Source organism: Hymenobacter cellulosilyticus (genome assembly GCF_022919215.1).
In the GTDB taxonomy this organism is placed as follows: domain Bacteria; phylum Bacteroidota; class Bacteroidia; order Cytophagales; family Hymenobacteraceae; genus Hymenobacter; species Hymenobacter cellulosilyticus.
In genome coordinates this window covers 1,181,988-1,198,682 of record NZ_CP095046.1, presented here as the reverse complement: position 1 = coordinate 1,198,682, position 16,695 = coordinate 1,181,988, and the positions used below count along the sequence as shown (strand labels likewise).

Here is a 16,695-nt window from a genome sequence, read left to right as displayed (position 1 = left end):
TTGAAATGGTGAGATGGTGAAATGGTGAGATGGTGAGTTTTTCGTGCCGCTAGCGCAGAATCGCGCGGTTTGAACAACAACTCACCATTTCACCATCTCACTATTTCGCCAAGGACTGCTGCCACTTCCAGGAGCTGGCCAGGGCCTCGTCCAGGGTAGCAGTGGTTTGAAAGCCCAGCTCCTGCGTGGCTTTGGTTACGTCGGCGTAGATGGCGGGTACGTCGCCGGCCCGGGCGGACCGATGGTGTAGTTCAGCTTCTGGCCGGTGGCCCGCTCGAAAGCCTGCACTACTTCCAGTACGCTATTGCCGCGGCCAGTGCCCACGTTGAAGGTTTCTACCACGTCGCCGGCGCCGTCGAGCAGGCGCTGCACCGCTACCACGTGGGCTTTGGCCAGGTCTACCACGTGCACGTAGTCGCGGATGTTGGTGCCGTCGGGCGTGTCGTAGGTGTCGCCGTAGATGGTGAGCTTCTCACGGATGCCGGCGGCCGTCTGCGTGATGAAGGGAACCAGGTTATTGGGCACGCCCAGCGGCAGCTCGCCGATGCGGGCCGATGCGTGTGCCCCAATCGGGTTGAAGTAGCGCAGCAGAATGGTGCGGATAGCCCCGCCCGATACCGAAGCTACATCGTTGAGGATATCCTCGCAGATTTTCTTGGTATTGCCGTAGGGCGAAGTAGCCGGCTTGGTCGGGGTCTGTTCGGTTACGGGCAGCTGATCCGGAATGCCGTACACGGTGCACGAGGAGGAGAAAACCAGGTTGCTCACGCCGTAGTCAGGCATTACTTTCAGCAGCGTGATGAGCGAGCCGACGTTGTTCTGGTAATACTTCAGCGGCTGCTGCACCGACTCACCTACCGCTTTGTACGCGGCAAAGTGAATGATGCCCCGGATATCCGGTTCCTGGTCGAACACGCCGCGCAGAGCAGCCTCGTCGCCGCAGTCGATGTTGTAGCAAGGCACTGCCTGACCCAGAATAGCCTTGATGCCATCGAGCACCGACTCCTGAGAGTTGCTGAAGTTGTCAATAATAATAGGCTGGTAGCCGGCTTCGAACAGCTCTACCACCGCGTGGGAGCCAATGTAGCCAGCGCCGCCCGTCACTACTATTTTCGTGCGTTCCATCTTCAATTTGTGAAATGGTGAGATGGTGACCTAGTGAGTTGATGTTCTGGTAGAGCCTCTTGCGCAATCTGCACAACAACTCACCATTTCACCAACTCACCATTTCACCTTATAGGCTCCAGTACTGTACCGAGTTCATTTTGCCGCGGTACAGGCCCTTGATGTCGACCAGCACGGGATTTTCGGAAGTAATCGACTGAAAGTAAGCCTCGTCGAGCCCGATGTAGGGCTGGTGGCTGACGGCCACGATTACCGCATCGTAGTCCTTCCGGATTTCTTCCTGCGGAATCAGGCGGAAGCCGTACTCGTGGTGCAGCTCGTCGGAATCGGCGTGCGGATCCACGATGTCCACGTTCACGGAGAAGTTCTTGAGTTCCTGAATCACGTCGGCCACCTTGGAGTTGCGGATGTCTTCCACGTTTTCCTTGAAGGTGGCGCCCATTACCAGTACCCGGCTTTTGGCCACGTCCTTGCCCTGCTTAATCATCATCTGCACCGTTTTGCGGGCGATGTAAGCCCCCATGTTGTCGTTGGTCGTGCGGCCGCTTAAAATGACTTTTGCGTCGTAGCCCAGCTCCTTGGCCTTGTAGGTCAGGTAGTACGGGTCTACGCCGATGCAGTGGCCGCCTACGAGGCCGGGCGAGAACTTGAGGAAGTTCCACTTAGTACCGGCCGCTTCCAGCACCTCGTAGGTGTTGATGCTCATGCGGTCGAAAATCATCGACAGCTCGTTCATCAAGGCAATGTTGACGTCGCGCTGGGTGTTTTCGATGATCTTGGCGGCCTCCGCCACCTTGATGCTGCTGGCGCGGTGCACACCGGCCTTCACCACCAGCTCGTAGAGCTTGGCAATGACTTCCAGGGATTCGTCGTCGCAGCCGCTGACCACCTTCACGATGCTGGTCAGGGTGTGCTCCTTGTCGCCGGGGTTGATACGCTCGGGCGAGTAGCCCACTTTAAAGTCGCCGTTGGCGAAGCTCAGGCCGGAGAGTTTTTCCATTACCGGAATGCAATCCTCCTCGGTGCAGCCGGGGTACACGGTGCTTTCAAACACCACGTAGTCGCCTTTCTTGAGCACTTTGCCCACGCTGCTCGAAGCGCCCAGCAGGGGCTTCAGGTCGGGCATGGCATGCTCATCGATGGGCGTCGGCACGGCCACGATAAAGAAGTTGGCTTCCCGCAGTACGTCCAGCGAATCGGTGAATGTAATGTCGCAGCCTTCGAAGTCCTTGGCTTCCAGCTCGCCGCTGGGGTCAATGTTGTTGCGCATCAAATCCACGCGGGCGGCGTTGATGTCGAAGCCGATAACGCTGAGCTTGCGGGCAAATTCGAGGGCGATGGGCAGGCCCACGTAGCCGAGGCCGATGACGGCCAGTTTGGTCTGTTTCTGGAGGAGTTGCTCGTACACGTTGCGAAATTCAGAGTTAGCGGATGCTAATACGGGAAACCTGATGATTGGTAAGCAAATATTCTTCGCCACTTTCCGGACAAGTGGCGTGGCCGGCGGCATCAAACTGTAGCCGGTGCCCAAAGGCGCTCATCCAGCCGTGCTGCCGGGCCGGATTGCCATATACCAAGGCATACGGCTTTACATCCTTCGTAACCACCGAGCCGGCCCCGACGAAGGCGTATTCGCCCAGCCGCACACCGCACACGATGGTGCTGTTGGCCCCGATGCTGACGCCCTTTTCCAAGACCGTAGTTTGGTACTGGTCGCGGCGCACCACGGCGCTGCGCGGGTTGCGCACATTGGTAAAAACCACCGAGGGGCCCAGAAAAACGTCGTCGGCGCACTCTACTCCGGTGTAGAGGCTCACGTTGTTCTGCACCTTCACATTGCGGCCCAGCTTCACGCCGTCGGCAATCATGACGTTCTGGCCAATACTGCACTTCTCACCCAGCTCGCAGCCGGGCATCAGGTGGGCAAAGTGCCAGATGCGGCACCCGTCTCCAATGCGGCAGCCTTCGTCGAGGACGGCGGTAGGGTGGGCATAGTAAGCGGGAACATCCGTCACAGAGGCGAAGCTTGGGGTCAGGTCGGCAGTTTTCGAGCCCGCAAAGGTAGGGTTTTTCGAAGGTTTGTCGGTTAAGCGCCCGAGAAGTTTAGCCGCAACCCGCCTGCACGCGGTTTGGTAGTGAGAACTTTACCCCGGCTGCGTGGCCCGTACCATCCGGTCTTTGCCGAAAATATCCTGACGGGGCTCAACCGTAGTATAGCCCTGCGCCCGCAGCAGCTTCAGCAGCTCAGCAGCGTACTGCTCATTGATTTCAAAGTAAAGCCCTCCGCCGGGCTGCAGCCAGCGCCGGCCCAGCTCCCCGATGCGGCGGTAAAACAGCAGCGGGTCGTGGTTGGGCACAAACAGGGCGGTGGCCGGCTCAAAGTCCAGCACGTTGCGCCGCATCAGGGGCCGCTCGTTTTCCAGCACGTACGGCGGGTTGCTGACCAGCACCGCCACGGAGCCGGGAAGTATTTCGTCGGGCTCCTGGGTTAGAATATCGGCTAACACAAACTCCACCGGACTCCCGTAGCGGGCGGCATTGCGGCGGGCTACTTCCAGGGCCGCGGCGGAAATATCCACGCCGACCACCCGCTTTGGCCGCAAGGTCTGTTCCAGGGCAATAGGAATGCAGCCGCTGCCGGTACCAATGTCGACTATTGTCAAATCAGCTTTTCCCGGGTGCTCGGCAATAATCAGGGCCACCAGTTCCTCGGTTTCGGGCCGGGGAATCAAGGTGGCCGGCGTTACTTCCAGCTCCAGACCAGCGAAGTAGGCCACGCCTAGCACGTACTGCACCGGCTCGTGTAGCAGCAGCCGTGCCTGAAGCGGAGCTACTTGGGTTTCTACATCTGTCGGTACTTCCTGCGCTGCCTGCATCCTACGCTGCAAGGGCGAGAGGTGCAGCAGATGCTCTATTACCAGGCCGGCAATGCTCTGCGCCTCAGGCTCCGGATAAACGGCGTGCAGGGCGGCGGCAAGCGTGGTGGTCAGCTGGCGGATAGTAAACATAGCAAAACAGGATTCGGGGAAGCTCGACCAGTAACGCAGCTCGGCGGCAACTGCGTACCTTCGGCAACTGCAAAGCTACGCGCTAACCCACCATGACCGACTTTGACGTTTTAATGATGCGCCGCGCCCTGGACCTGGCCCGCCTGGGTACCGGCTACGCCCGTCCCAACCCTTTAGTAGGCTGCGTGGTCACGCACGAGGGCCGCATTATCGGGGAAGGCTGGCACCGGCAGTACGGCGGGCCCCATGCCGAGGTCAACGCCCTGGCTGCGGTGGCCGACCAGCGCCTGTTGTCCCAGGCCCGGGTGTACGTTACGCTGGAGCCCTGCTCCCACTTCGGAAAAACCCCGCCCTGCGCCGATTTGCTTATTGCCAAGGGCGTCAAGGAAGTTGTAGTCTGTAACCTCGACCCCAACCCGCTGGTAGCCGGTAGGGGCCTGGAAAAGCTGCGGGCCGCCGGCATCCACGTCGAAACCGGGCTGCTGGAAGCCGAAGGGCGCTGGCTCAACCGGCGCTTTTTCACCTTCCAGGAAAAGAAGCGGCCCTACGTGGTGCTAAAATGGGCCGAAACCGCCGACGGCTACCTGGCCGGACCGTACTTTCAGCCGGTGCGCATCAGCGGGCCGCTGGCTCAAGCCGCCGTGCACCAGTGGCGCACCGAGGAGCAGGCCATTCTTATCGGCACCCGTACGGCCCTGCACGACAACCCCGCCTCAACGCCCGCGAATGGCCCGGCCAGAACCCCATTCGGGTGGTTATCGACAAGAACCTGAGTTTGCCGCCCACCCATCATTTATTTGATTGCCAGCAGCCTACCTTAGTGTATACCTACCGGGAACGGGCTACGAAGGACAACCTGGGCTACATCACGCTCTCGGAGGCCGATGACCTGTTTCCCCAGCTCTTTGCCAATCTTTACCAACGCAACGTGCAGAGCGTACTGGTGGAAGGTGGGCCCACGGTGCTTAGCTCCCTGCTGCGCGACGGACTCTGGGACGAAATGCGGATTTTGCGCAGCCACCAGAAACTCGGTGGCGGCACTGCTGCTCCCAAGCACGGCCTGTCGGGCCTGCACGAGCAGTTCACCCTCGGCGACGACGACGTTTTTGTGTATTACAATCGGTGAGATAGTGAAATGGTGAGCCGTTGTTCAATTGGTGCTATTGGAGCAAAATGAGCATACGGCATCCTTTTTCTGTTTTATCTGTTTCAACCGCGCAACAACACGCTGCCCTAACGAGAACTCACCATTTCACCACCTCACCATTTCACCATTTCATGGCTGAAGAACTCATCCTCGACACGACGCTTACCAAAGCCGAAAAATACCGCCAGCTCCTGCCCCAGATTGATGCCTTGACCACCGGGGAGCCCGATCTGGTAGCCAACTTGGCCAACACCGCGGCGGCGCTGCGCCAGGCCTTTGACTTTTTCTGGGTTGGCTTTTACCTCGTCAAAAACGACGAACTGGTACTCGGCCCCTTCCAGGGTCCCATTGCCTGCACCCGTATCCGGCACGGCAAAGGCGTATGTGGCAGCAGCTGGGCCCAGGCCCAAACCCTGCTCGTGCCCGACGTGGAGCAGTTTCCCGGTCATATTGCCTGCAGCTCCGAGTCCAAGTCTGAAATCGTGGTACCCATCCTCAAAGACGGGCAGGTAGTGGCCGTGCTCGACGTGGATAGTGACCAGCTCAACGACTTCGACCAGGATGACCAAGCCGCCCTGGAGCAGCTGATGCAGCAGGCGGCCCGCTGGTTTTAGGCCATAATACTTTAGTCCATAAAAAAGGCCCGCAGCATAATGCTGCGGGCCTTTTTTATATTCAAGAAAACGAGGAATCTTAGCTACCGAATAGTGTACCCTGGTTGGTTTTGAGCTGGGCAATGACGGTCTGCCCGCCTTTTACTTTCTCCCCGATCTGCACTTTCACCTCGGTATCGAGGGGCACGAACAGGTCGACGCGGGAGCCAAACTTGATGAAGCCAAACTCCTCACCCTGGCTTACTTCGTCGCCCTCGTTCACGTACCACACGATGCGGCGGGCCATGGCGCCGGCAATCTGGCGGAATAGGACCATGGGACCGGCCTCCGACTGCACCACGACCGTCGTCCGCTCGTTTTTGGTGCTGCTCTTGGGGTGCCAGGCTACCAGGTAGTTGCCGGGGTGATACTTGAAGTAGCGCACGATGCCCGAAATGGGGTTACGGGTGATGTGCACGTTAATCGGCGACATGAAAATGCTGATCTGCTTGCGCATGTCGTCGAAGTACTCCGGCTCGTGCACATCCTCAATTACTACCACTTTGCCGTCGGCTGGGGCAATGAGCAGGTCCTCGTGGGTGAGCAGGTTGCGGAAGGGGCTGCGGAAGAATTGAAGCAGCAGCAGGAAGGCCACAACGGAGGCCCCGACAAAAATGCGGTTGAAGGTAACGGCGCGGGCGTTGAACTGGAACAGCAGCAGGTTGAGGGCTAAGAGTGCCAGCAACGTGAAGAAAAGTATGCGTCGTCCTTCTTTGTGAATCTTCATAAATCGCAGATTAGCGCTGATTACGAGTTGATTTTCGCTGACCTAAGCGCTTTTTCAGAAACCGAGGCTGGTAGAAAATTACTCCCCAGCTTATCCATTACGTGTTAAACTACACAAAGATAGCCCGAGCCTGCCGGCCCGGGCTATCTGAGAGCAAATATAGGAAGTGGTGAGATAGTGAATTGGCGAAATAGTGAGTTTTTCGTTCCGTCGGCGCAGCTTGCGCAGCTCAAACAAAACTCACTATTTCACCATCTCACAATTTTGCCGCTTAGAAGCCGCCGCGGAATTTGTAGGTCTGGGCTACTTTATCAATGGCTACCACGTAGGCCGCGATGCGCATGGGCACGTTGTACTTCTGGGAAGTGGCGTACACTTTCTCGAAAGCATCGGTCATGATGCGCTCAGCGCGCTCAATCACCATGTCTTCGCTCCACTTGTAGCCCAGGCGGTTTTGTACCCACTCGAAGTAGGATACCGTCACCCCGCCCGAATTGGCCAGGATGTCGGGCACTACCATGATGCCTTTCTCATTGATGATAGGGTCGGCAGAAGCGGAAGTAGGGCCGTTGGCACCTTCTACGATCAGCTTGGCCTTGATGTCGTGAGCGTTGTGCTCGGTAATCACGTCTTCCACGGCGGCGGGCACGAGCACGTCTACATCGGCGAGCAGCAAGTCATCGGCGTTCATGAGGCTAGCGCCGGTGTAACCTTCAAGGCGGCCGTTGTGCACGTTCTTATAAGCAATGGCCTCGTCGATGTTGATGCCATTCTCGTTCCAGTAGGCTCCGCTGATGTCGGATACGCCTTTGATTTTCACGCCTTTCTCTGCCAGCAGCTTGGCAGCCCAGGAGCCTACGTTGCCGAAGCCCTGTACCACGGCCGACGACTCTTCGGGCTTCATGCCCAGCTTGCTCATGGCAGCCAGCGCCGACACCATTACGCCACGGCCGGTGGCCTCGGTGCGGCCCAAAGACCCACCCATAACCAGAGGCTTACCGGTAACAACGGCGGGCGAGGTAGCACCCACGGTCTTGCTGAATTCGTCCATCAGCCAGGCCATTTCGCGGGGGCCGGTACCCATGTCGGGAGCCGGAATGTCGCGGTCGGGGCCGAACACGTCCTTCATGGCCAGGGTGTAGCCGCGGGTCAGACGCTCGATTTCGCCGGGGCTCATCGAGGTCGGGTCGCAGATGATACCGCCTTTGGCACCGCCGTAGGGAATGTCGACCACGGCGCACTTCCACGTCATCCAGGCCGCCAGGGCCTTTACTTCGTCGATGTGCACGTTCATGTCGTAGCGGATACCGCCTTTCGAGGGGCCCAGAATGGTGTTGTGCACCACGCGGTAGCCTTCAAATACGCGCACCTTGCCGTTGTCCATCGTCACGGGAATGTTGACGATAACCTGCTTGTCGGGCGCTTTCAGGACGTTATACGTTGAATCGTCGAGCCCCAAGATCTCCGCCGCGATGTTGAAGCGCGACATCATTGATTCCAGGGGATTTTCACGGTCCACGATTGGGGCCGGCTCTTTGTACACCGTGGTGGCAGCCATACGGGAAGAGGTAAGTTGAAGTGGGTGGGTAATAAAAAAAGCGGGGCTCAGCGGTGGGAAGCCGGAACCGGACGCCGGATTTGAGGGCTCAAAGGTAGTAGATTATGCCATACGCAGGAAAATGCGCCAGGGTGCAGCTTTGCTGACAGAGACTGGCTTTTACGACGACAGCCCAATGTCATGTCGACCAGTGGGAGACATCTCGCCTGCTATGGTAATCAGATTACTTTGGCAACCTCAGCACGCCAGATTCCTCGGCTGCGCTCGGAATGACGTTCTAGTAGTCTACCCTAGCAACAGCTGCAGCAAGGCCAGCACGGGCAGAATGAAGAGGAAGGCGTCGAACCGGTCGAGCAGGCCGCCGTGGCCGGGCATGATGGTGCCGGAGTCCTTAATGTCGACGCTGCGCTTGAGCATGGACTCGGCCAGGTCGCCCAGGGGGCCGAAGACGGCCACGGTGCCGGCGGCCACGAGGCGGTAAGTCACGGACAAGTCTGTGAGCCAGAAGCCCAAGGCCCAGCCCATGACCAGGGTGAGCAGGAAGCCGCCGATGGCCCCTTCCCAGGTTTTGCCGGGCGAAATGCTGGGGCCAGCTTGTGCTTGCCGAAGGTTTTGCCGGCGGCGTAGGCCCCGATATCGGAGCACCAGACTAGGAAGAGCAAGGCGAAGATGCGGCGATAATCGTAGCCTTGCTCCCCATCCGCCACCAAGTTCAGCAACGTCATTGGAACCGACACATACATCAGGCCGAGTAAGGTAGTACCAACATTCGCGAAAGGCTGCTCTGCCTTAGGCCAGCGGCGCATTTCCATTCCCACCAGGACGATAGGCGTCAGCAGCAGTACAGCCGGCAGCAGTTTTCTCAACCACAGTGCCGCACCGTACAGCTCCGCATTCATTCTATTCTGGTAGACGACCGTTCCGCTAACTATATGCGGAACATCTCCCGTTGCCGCCAAGTAGGAAGTCACGAACACAATATAACTAGTCCCTAAGAAGAGCAGTAAGCTTACAAATAGCCCTACCCACTTAGCAGGTCTGTATCCACCAGCCCGCATCATGCGGTAAAACTCCAGCAGCATTTTGGCCTGCACGGCGGCAAAGAACAGCGCAAACGTCCAGGCCCCGTACCACACGCTGCCCAGCAGCAGTACGGCCCCGATGACGCCGAAGATGAGGCGCTGGGCCAGGTTGGACATAGGCTTTTTACCGTCGGCAGGAGCAGCTTCGGGAGCGGTGGTGGGCGAGAGTGAGGGCTCTGACAACGGGAACGGAAATTCGGGACGGAAAAGAAATACGGGCGGCGCTATGAGCTTAGTTTCGGTCGGTGGCGCTGCCCTTACTGCCGAGGGTACGGGTTTCGGTGGGAGCAGTTTCGGGCGTGACTACCGCCACCCCACCGGCGCTGAGCGTGTGCATTTCGACGGGCGCGGCGGGCAGGCTGCGCTGGTACAGAAAATACAGCACCGCGCCGGTAAAGAACACGGAGAGCAGCACCAAGTACCAGGGTAGGCTGTCGGTGGAGTCGGGGTTGAATTCGGGGCCGGTCCACTCCCGCTGCTGCAAGTAAAGTAGCACAAGCTGGAAGGCATTCTGGGTGAAGTGAGCCGCCATAGGCACCAGTATGTTGCCGCTCCACTCGTAGAGGTAACCCAGAATCAGGCCCAGCACGAAGCGCGGTACAAAGCCCAGAAACTGCATGTGGATGGCGCTAAAAATGGCGGCGGCAATAAACACGCCCCAGTGGCGCGACTTAAACCACTCCACCAGATTGCGCTGCAGCACGCCCCGGAAAAACAGCTCCTCACTGACCGCTGGCACCACGGCAATAACAATCAGACCTACCAGCAGGCGCTGGGGCGAGTTGAACCGGGTGAGGTAGGCTGTAAGCACCTTGAGTTCTTCTTCCTTGGCCCGGGCCCAGGTTTCGAAATCGGTAAGCCAGGTAAAGCCTTTGAGCAGGTCGGGTACGTAGGCGTTATTGTTCCACTCAATCAGGCCGGCCATAAACGGCACGCTGAGGATGATCAGGGCAGCGGCTCCCACAAACCACACCCAGGAAACGGGCCAGCGGGGCGCGAAATATTCGCGGGATGAGCGGCCCGTGAGCTTTACCAAAGCCAGAGCTGCACCGCCCAGCATAATAAACAGCGTCAGACCTTGGGTAAGCATCAGCAGCCCCAGCCCCGGGGTGGTTCTGGGGGTTCTTGGTCACATTGCCGACTTCCAGCAAGCCCACACCGAAGAACAGGTAGCTGCACACCACTGTGACGAAACCGGCAATGCAAAGCGTGGCCAGCGTTAGGCCAACGAGCAGCAGCAGGTTGGCAAAAGGGTGCAAACGGCTGGACACGAAACCTTTCATAGGGGGCAGGCGGTTACGGAAACTTGGAAGAGTCGTAAATTTGCGCAAATTCCTGTAATAGCCTTCCTCTGTGGTACACATCCGCGACCTTGCCCTGCCCGATTTTCCCTTGCTTCTAGCGCCCATGGAGGACGTATCCGACCCGCCGTTCCGGGCCGTATGCAAAGCCAACGGGGCCGATTTGATGTACACCGAGTTTATTTCCTCGGAAGGCCTGATTCGGGACGCGGCCAAAAGCCGTAAGAAGCTCGACGTATTCGACTACGAGCGGCCCATTGGCATTCAGCTCTTTGGCTCCGACGTGGACACGATGGGCGAGTGTGCCCGCATCAGCACCCTGGCCGGCCCCGACCTGATTGACATCAACTACGGCTGCCCGGTAAAGCAGGTGGCCTGCCGCGGGGCCGGGGCGGCCCTACTGCGCGACATCCCGAAGATGGTGCAGATGACCAGCGCCGTGGTAAAAGCCACCCACCTGCCCGTGACGGTAAAAACCCGCCTCGGCTGGGACGAAAACACCCTGAACGTGGAGGAAGTAGCCGAGCGCCTGCAAGACATTGGTATTGAGGCCCTCACGGTGCACGGCCGCACCCGGGTGCAGATGTATAAGGGCGACGCCGATTGGCGTTTGATTGCCAAAATCAAGGAAAACCCTCGCATCCGAATCCCGATTTTCGGCAACGGGGACATCGACTCACCCGAAAAAGCGGTGGAGTACAAAAACCGCTACGGCGTGGACGGCATCATGATTGGCCGGGCCAGCATCGGCTACCCCTGGATTTTCCGCGAAATCAAGCACTTCGTGGCTACCGGCGAAAAGCTGGCCCCGCCCACGGTAGAGGAGCGCGTGGCCATGTGCCGCATGCACTTTGAAAAGAGCATCGAATGGAAAGGTGAGCGGTCCGGCATTTTGGAAATGCGCCGCCACTACGCCCACTATTTCCGCGGTTTGGAAGGCGCCAAACAGTGGCGCATGCGCCTGGTCGAAACGTATTCGGTAGCCGAAGTGCAGGCCATTCTGGAGGAAATAACCGCTGCCGAGCCCGTGCTGGTCGGGTAAGCTTTGTAGTAGCGTACGTTAATCTTTTGTCATGCAGAGGCGCAGCCGAAGCATCTCGCTAGTGTCGTTGCCCTGCTTTTGAATAGCACTGCACGCGAGATGCTTCGGCTGCGCCTCTGCATGACGTTCTTTTTTAGTCTGTTCCGCTCTTTTTCCGCCCTCGCATGTCCCCCACCCCTACCGCCCCGGCCGTTACCGTTGCTCCCGAAACCACTCCGGTAGCGTCGCCCCACCCCACCGCACGCCGGCTTCGGCCTGGGTGCTGCTCATCACGCTGGCCACTATCTGGGGCACGTCGTTTATTCTGATGAAGAAAGGGCTGGTGGTGTTTTCGGCCATGGAGTTGGGGCCACGCGCGTGACGGTAGCGGCCCTGATTCTGCTGCCTTTCGCCGTGAAGCATCTGCCCCAGCTGGAGCGCAGCCGCGTGAAGTGGCTAGTACTTAGCGGCGTGGTGGGCACCCTGGTTCCGGCGTTTCTGTTTGCCTACGCCGAAACCAAGCTGGCCTCGGGCCTGGCCGGAGTACTCAACGCCCTGACGGCCGTGTTCACGCTGCTGGTGGGTGCCCTGTTCTTCGGGCAAAAGCTCACGCCCCTCCGGGTGGCCGGCATCGTGCTGGGTTTGGTGGGCACGGTGGTACTAATGCTGCTGGGTGGCAGCGGTGGCGAGGCCACGCCCAGCGGTGAGGGCAATGCCTGGTATGGTCTGTATATCGTGCTGGCTACTATGGGCTACGGGTCAGCGTCAACGTGATTAAGAACCGCCTGCAGGGCATTCCGCCCCTGGCCGTGACGGGTCTGCTGCTGTTGTACATTGGCGGACCGGCGTTGGTGTACCTGCTGGCGGGCACCGAGTTTTTGTACAAGCTGCAGCACGTGCCGGGGGCGTGGCAGGCCTTCGGCTACATTGCCCTGCTGGCCACGATGAGCACTGCGGTGGCCATGGTACTCTTCAATAAGCTCATTCAGCAGTCGACGGCCTTGTTTGCGGCTTCCAATACCTACCTGGTACCCATTATGGCCCTGACATGGGGGTGCTGGACGGCGAAGCTTTCAACCTCTGGCACTTGCTGGGCATGGTCATTATTCTGGTGAGCGTGGCTATTATTCACCGGGCGAAGTAAGGCTGTTACTGCAAAAAGAGCAAGTTTTTATAAGCTTTATTAATACACGCATGAGCTTAGAAGTACAGGTGTGCTTCTAAGCTCATTTATCATCATAGAGAACGTCCTTTATACCAGACCATGACATCGTTAAAATACAATGTGTCCCTGGGATTATAGCAGCATAAATAGCCTTAATATTTATTTCACTTAATGCATTGAATAAACCGAAATATCCTTTACGTTTGCCTTAGTCGTTTACGCCCTGATTCTTCGGAATCCTCTATCCCTATTGCACATATTCCTTTGGCTTACCACTTCATTTAGAAGAGAGTCCATCGTTTCGAATCTGTTGCCATTTAGCTCTATTTACGACACAACCCCTTTTTCTATTTCTGGTAAAGCACTGCTTTTCTAACAAAAAAGCGCTGTCCTGTTAGCGTCATTTTATTTGGCGTCGCAGGAGACGTATTGCTTTTTGTATTGCTTAAGCAAGGCTGCCACATATTTATTCCGGCATTTTGTTTCGCTGCTTTTTAGCCGTGCAGGAATACTATGTCCTTAATTATTTCAATTGCATTTTCTCTTCTTTTCTTAATTCATTTTCACCATTTTCTAATCCTACTATGAAAACACTTCGTCTCTTATTTCTCATGCTTGTTGGGCTGATGCTGGCGCCGGTTGCCTGGGCACAGGACCAAAAGCCAGACATTGTGGGAGGTGCGCCGACTACTATCGACCAGGTGCCGTGGCAGGTGCTAATGACCATCAACGGGCTGGATGGCTGCGGCGGCTCCATCATTGGCAGCCGCTGGATTCTGACGGCAGCTCACTGCGTAGCAAACAAAAGCCCCAATGATCTGCGAATCTACGCGGGCCTGACGTTCCGCAACCAGAAGGGTTCGGGGCAGATGTATACCATTGAGCAAATTCTGGTTCACCCGAATTACAATGCCGGTACCCACGACAATGATGTGGCCCTACTGCTGCTTTCCAGCCCTATTTCGACGAGTGCTAACGCACAGATTATCAGCTACGCTACGTCTTCTACTGTTTCCGCAGGCCTTACCAACCCCGGTGTAAACGCCACTGTTTCCGGCTGGGGCCGGCTCTCGTCGGGCGGTAGCCAGCCGGACCAGCTCTACAGCGTAAATCTGCCAATCGCCTCTAATGCAACGGCTAACAGCCAGTATAATCCTTCGGGCTTCACCATCACCAATGGTATGCTGGCTGCCGGTTTGCCTCAGGGCGGCGTAGATGCCTGCCAGGGCGACAGCGGCGGACCACTGATTGTTCGGAACAGCAGCGGCACGCCAATCCTGGCTGGGGTCGTAAGCTGGGGCTTTGGTTGCGCCGACCCGCGGTATCTGGGTATCTATGCCCGGGTTTCGGAGTATGCTCCCTGGATTGCCAACACTTTGGCAAACCCTCCGTCCTGGACGCCCTGCGGCTCCAATGTTATCTGTGACAATCAGTGCGTAGCCTACGGCGCCGTGCCCGCCCGTATCAAGGGCCGGGTGCTGGCCGATGAGAATTCGGCCGAATTCCAGGCGTATGCTGCAGCCGTGGGCTCCGGCAAGTTTGCCGAGGGCTCCGAGAAAGAATGGGCGCAGTGGCAGTACAGCTACGACAATGTGAACTTCTACAATATTGACGGCAACGCCACGGGCAAAGATTTCCAGCCCTGGGACTGCTATGCTACCACGTACTACCGGCGGGTATCGACGCACCGGATTTATAACACCTTCTCGTCGCCCCGGCAGTATTGGTACACCAGCAACGTGGTAACCATCACGCCTAGCTCGCCTCCGCCCACGCCAACCCAGTCGACCTACTATGTATGCGGCGGCGGTACGTTTAATATCAGCTTTACGCCCGGTGCGGCCGCTACTTCCAGCAACTGGTCGTTGCCTAACCTCGGCTGGACCGTTAACGGTGGCCAGGGCGTCATCTACCAGTCTTCCTACAATGTAGGCTCGACTACGACTGTTACCATCTCGGTACCTGCCAACGTAACGCCAGGCGCGTACGAAATTCATACCAGCAGCAACGGCCCCTGCGGCAGCAGCGGCTACCGCTCGATTACGGTAGTGGTGGGCCAGGCAGCAAACAGCACCGTCACCGGGAACCAGACGGTATTCTTTAACTCTAGTCAGCGTTATACGGTCTCAGGCAATAACAGCAATTATAACTGGACGGTGCCCTATGGCTGGAGCATCACTGGCGGGCAGGGCTCAAGCTCCATCACTGTCCGGACGCCCGACTACGAAACCTACGACCCCGTTGAGGTAACTTTCAATGATGCCTGCGGTAATCCTTCGTCGGCCATGTTGTACGTGGATAACCTCCCACGCACGCCTTGCCGCTATTGCGAGCCCATCCGGGCAGCCGGCGACGACAAACAGGGCATCTACCCCAACCCAGCAGTGGATGAGGTAACTATTGCCTCCGAAGGTCAGGAAGCCGAAGCCACCTTCTACGATGCCCGCGGCAAAGCGCGCAAAGTAGTACAGTTGCACGCCGATGCCTCACTCAACAAGGTGAGTGTGCGGGACCTGCCCGACGGGCTGTACCACGTGCGCGTAGTGGGCAACGGAATGAAGACCGTAGACCGTCAGCTCGTGATTCAGCACTAAGCCTGCCGCGGGAAGCGTTGGCGCGAGCTGCCGCACTTCCAGTAGCCATCCTAAAAAGGCCCCATCACCCGATGGGGCCTTTTCTTTTTTGCCCGAAAGCTGCGTAGCCGGCTATTCAAAATGCTACGCCCAGCCCAAATTGCACCCAGGCGTGGTGGCGGCTGCCGCGAAACTCAGGCGTAATCCAGACGGCGGAGGTCCGGAAGCTTACGTCGCCATAAGCAGCTACCACGCTGGCCGTTCCTTGAGCTACCACCCGCTTCAGGTCGGCAGAGGCCAGGGTGTAGGGACTGCGGCGGTTGAAGAGCCCGCCCTGCATGGTAGCGTTGTAGCCCACGACGCGGCCCTCAGCCAAGCCAGTGGCGTAGAGCTGCCACCGCGACAACCCCGACCGGTTTGGACCGGATGCCAGACCCAGGTTCTGAAAGTAGGGCGTTAGGTAGCCTATGCGCACCAGCAGACCGCCCCCGGCAAAGGTATTGAGCGTGCCCAGCGCGGCCTGCCCCGCCCGATTACCTCCACCACCCGGCCCACAGAAAGCAACTGCTGCTCCAGCAGCGCTTCGTAGCCCAGTACCACATCGGTGCGGATCTGGTAGTCCCAGCCCCGGGGCGTGGGCGCGTCGAGCAACTCATGCACCTTGGTTTGGAAGGCTTTAGCACCGGCAGCAGGACCAATAAAGCCCAGGTTTAGCCCCGAAGTCAGGCGGCGCTTAGCGGAGCTGCTGGTAGCGGTGTGGTAGAGCGTGGCGTAGATGTAAGAGGCATACGGCCGGTCACCGCGCCGGATGGTGTCGTCCTGAATGCGCAGCGGGGTGAAGCCGTCATAGTGCAGCTTTACCCCGTAGTGGTGCACGCTGCCCGCCGGACCAGGCAGCAGGATTTTGTTTACCGGCGACTTGCTGAATACCGGCAGCACCAGATTCAGCGTCATACCCTGGGTGAAGTAGTAGTCGGTACGGAAAAATGCGTCGTTGGCGAAGGTGTAGAATACCAGCCGGTCGGTGCTGAGGCTGTCGGCAGTTTGCGCCGCGGCAGATAAGGGCAGGAAAAGTAAGGCTACAAACCAACGAGAAATAAGCATACAGCTGTGGGCAGAGTGAATGTGCTCTACCTACGTAACCGCGGTAGCCTGCAGTCTTGCTCACTGCCGAAGGAAGTTTCAAAGCCTGTTCCGGCCCTACCCGGCCGGGTGTAGCACGCCATAAACGTCTCGTATGATTCCGGCCTGCACCAGCTGCTGCACAGCCGCCTCAATCAGCTCCCGCATTTCCTCGTTCGGGCGGGCAAAGCCCAGTAAACGCGCCACAGGCAG

The 16,695-nt window shown here is 58.2% G+C and carries 15 protein-coding genes and 3 pseudogenes; 6 read left to right on the top strand and 12 right to left on the bottom strand.

From position 1 onward, the window contains the following. Window positions 1–100: 100 nt before the first annotated feature. The 4 genes and pseudogenes from galE to prmC all read right to left on the bottom strand — a co-directional run bounded on the left by galE (window position 101) and on the right by prmC (window position 4,133). Window positions 101–1,125, bottom strand: a pseudogene (galE, locus tag MUN79_RS05935) (UDP-glucose 4-epimerase GalE). A 109-nt stretch (window positions 1,126–1,234) separates the two neighbouring features. Next, window positions 1,235–2,533, bottom strand: coding sequence for a nucleotide sugar dehydrogenase (locus MUN79_RS05930; protein WP_244676825.1), 1,299 nt, complete (start codon window positions 2,531–2,533; stop codon window positions 1,235–1,237). A gap of 16 nt (window positions 2,534–2,549) precedes the next feature. Beyond that, the gene (locus MUN79_RS05925) at window positions 2,550–3,140 is read right to left on the bottom strand and encodes an acyltransferase (RefSeq protein ID WP_244676824.1); all 591 of its coding nucleotides are present in this window, start codon (window positions 3,138–3,140) and stop codon (window positions 2,550–2,552) included. 129 nt (window positions 3,141–3,269) lie between these two features. After that, window positions 3,270–4,133 carry a peptide chain release factor N(5)-glutamine methyltransferase gene (gene prmC / locus MUN79_RS05920; RefSeq protein ID WP_244676823.1) on the bottom strand — a complete coding sequence of 288 codons (864 nt, stop codon included), beginning with the start codon at window positions 4,131–4,133 and terminating at the stop codon, window positions 3,270–3,272. Between the two features lie 92 nt (window positions 4,134–4,225). Between prmC and ribD the strand changes: the two are divergent. Beyond that, window positions 4,226–5,259 (top strand): annotated as a pseudogene (ribD, locus tag MUN79_RS05915) (bifunctional diaminohydroxyphosphoribosylaminopyrimidine deaminase/5-amino-6-(5-phosphoribosylamino)uracil reductase RibD). 152 nt (window positions 5,260–5,411) lie between these two features. After that, complete coding sequence (gene msrC, locus MUN79_RS05910) at window positions 5,412–5,894, top strand: free L-methionine (R)-S-oxide reductase MsrC (RefSeq protein ID WP_244676822.1); 483 nt, start codon at window positions 5,412–5,414, stop codon at window positions 5,892–5,894. Between the two features lie 79 nt (window positions 5,895–5,973). On the opposite strand, the gene MUN79_RS05905 is transcribed toward msrC, so the two are convergent. The 4 genes and pseudogenes from MUN79_RS05905 to MUN79_RS05890 all read right to left on the bottom strand — a co-directional run bounded on the left by MUN79_RS05905 (window position 5,974) and on the right by MUN79_RS05890 (window position 10,390). After that, window positions 5,974–6,660, bottom strand: a complete 687-nt coding sequence (locus tag MUN79_RS05905) for a phosphatidylserine decarboxylase family protein (protein WP_244676821.1) — start codon at window positions 6,658–6,660, stop codon at window positions 5,974–5,976. Between the two features lie 271 nt (window positions 6,661–6,931). Next, window positions 6,932–8,218: a Glu/Leu/Phe/Val family dehydrogenase gene (locus MUN79_RS05900; protein ID WP_244676820.1), complete on the bottom strand. Its 1,287-nt coding sequence runs from the start codon at window positions 8,216–8,218 to the stop codon at window positions 6,932–6,934. A 285-nt stretch (window positions 8,219–8,503) separates the two neighbouring features. Then, a pseudogene (locus MUN79_RS05895) lies at window positions 8,504–9,417 on the bottom strand (phosphatidate cytidylyltransferase). A 115-nt stretch (window positions 9,418–9,532) separates the two neighbouring features. Continuing rightward, window positions 9,533–10,390, bottom strand: coding sequence for a CPBP family intramembrane glutamic endopeptidase (locus tag MUN79_RS05890; RefSeq protein WP_244676819.1), 858 nt, complete (start codon window positions 10,388–10,390; stop codon window positions 9,533–9,535). 263 nt (window positions 10,391–10,653) lie between these two features. Between MUN79_RS05890 and dusB the strand changes: the two genes are divergently transcribed. Beyond that, complete coding sequence (gene dusB, locus MUN79_RS05885) at window positions 10,654–11,643, top strand: tRNA dihydrouridine synthase DusB (RefSeq protein WP_244676818.1); 990 nt, start codon at window positions 10,654–10,656, stop codon at window positions 11,641–11,643. Between the two features lie 192 nt (window positions 11,644–11,835). Here the strand turns inward: dusB and MUN79_RS05880 are convergent, their stop codons facing one another. Beyond that, window positions 11,836–12,045 carry a hypothetical protein gene (locus MUN79_RS05880; RefSeq protein WP_244676817.1) on the bottom strand — a complete coding sequence of 70 codons (210 nt, stop codon included), beginning with the start codon at window positions 12,043–12,045 and terminating at the stop codon, window positions 11,836–11,838. Between MUN79_RS05880 and MUN79_RS05875 the strand changes: the two genes are divergently transcribed. The 3 genes from MUN79_RS05875 (at window position 12,037) to MUN79_RS05865 (ending at window position 15,381) form a co-directional block, all read left to right on the top strand. Next, window positions 12,037–12,396 (top strand): EamA family transporter, encoded by a 360-nt coding sequence (locus tag MUN79_RS05875; RefSeq protein WP_244676816.1) that lies wholly within the window; start codon window positions 12,037–12,039, stop codon window positions 12,394–12,396. The genes MUN79_RS05880 and MUN79_RS05875 overlap by 9 nt on opposite strands. Next, window positions 12,393–12,737 carry an EamA family transporter gene (locus tag MUN79_RS05870; protein WP_244676815.1) on the top strand — a complete coding sequence of 115 codons (345 nt, stop codon included), beginning with the start codon at window positions 12,393–12,395 and terminating at the stop codon, window positions 12,735–12,737. Before MUN79_RS05875 ends, MUN79_RS05870 begins: the two co-directional genes overlap by 4 nt. A 634-nt stretch (window positions 12,738–13,371) precedes the next feature. Next, window positions 13,372–15,381, top strand: a complete 2,010-nt coding sequence (locus tag MUN79_RS05865) for a trypsin-like serine protease (RefSeq protein WP_244676814.1) — start codon at window positions 13,372–13,374, stop codon at window positions 15,379–15,381. A 115-nt stretch (window positions 15,382–15,496) separates the two neighbouring features. On the opposite strand, the gene MUN79_RS29880 is transcribed toward MUN79_RS05865, so the two are convergent. From MUN79_RS29880 to MUN79_RS29870, 3 genes are all read right to left on the bottom strand, one after another. Further along, a complete protein-coding gene (locus MUN79_RS29880; protein ID WP_262922997.1) occupies window positions 15,497–15,835 on the bottom strand; it encodes a lipid A-modifier LpxR family protein in 339 nt (112 codons plus the stop codon). After that, window positions 15,826–16,464: a lipid A-modifier LpxR family protein gene (locus MUN79_RS29875; protein WP_262922996.1), complete on the bottom strand. Its 639-nt coding sequence runs from the start codon at window positions 16,462–16,464 to the stop codon at window positions 15,826–15,828. Before MUN79_RS29875 ends, MUN79_RS29880 begins: the two co-directional genes overlap by 10 nt. Window positions 16,465–16,560: 96 nt before the next feature. After that, on the bottom strand, window positions 16,561–16,689 hold the full coding sequence (locus MUN79_RS29870) for a hypothetical protein (RefSeq protein ID WP_262922995.1): 129 nt from the start codon (window positions 16,687–16,689) through the stop codon (window positions 16,561–16,563). Window positions 16,690–16,695 lie beyond the last annotated feature (6 nt).

Coding starts and splice junctions, on each gene's coding strand:
- prmC (WP_244676823.1), bottom strand. CDS start 4,133: ATGTTTACTATCCGCCAGCTGACCACCACGCTTGCCGCCGCCCTGCAC.
- msrC (WP_244676822.1), top strand. CDS start 5,412: ATGGCTGAAGAACTCATCCTCGACACGACGCTTACCAAAGCCGAAAAA.
- MUN79_RS05905 (WP_244676821.1), bottom strand. CDS start 6,660: ATGAAGATTCACAAAGAAGGACGACGCATACTTTTCTTCACGTTGCTG.
- MUN79_RS05900 (WP_244676820.1), bottom strand. CDS start 8,218: ATGGCTGCCACCACGGTGTACAAAGAGCCGGCCCCAATCGTGGACCGT.
- MUN79_RS05890 (WP_244676819.1), bottom strand. CDS start 10,390: ATGCTTACCCAAGGTCTGACGCTGTTTATTATGCTGGGCGGTGCAGCT.
- MUN79_RS05880 (WP_244676817.1), bottom strand. CDS start 12,045: ATGCTTCACGGCGAAAGGCAGCAGAATCAGGGCCGCTACCGTCACGCG.
- MUN79_RS05865 (WP_244676814.1), top strand. CDS start 13,372: ATGAAAACACTTCGTCTCTTATTTCTCATGCTTGTTGGGCTGATGCTG.
- MUN79_RS29875 (WP_262922996.1), bottom strand. CDS start 16,464: ATGCTTATTTCTCGTTGGTTTGTAGCCTTACTTTTCCTGCCCTTATCT.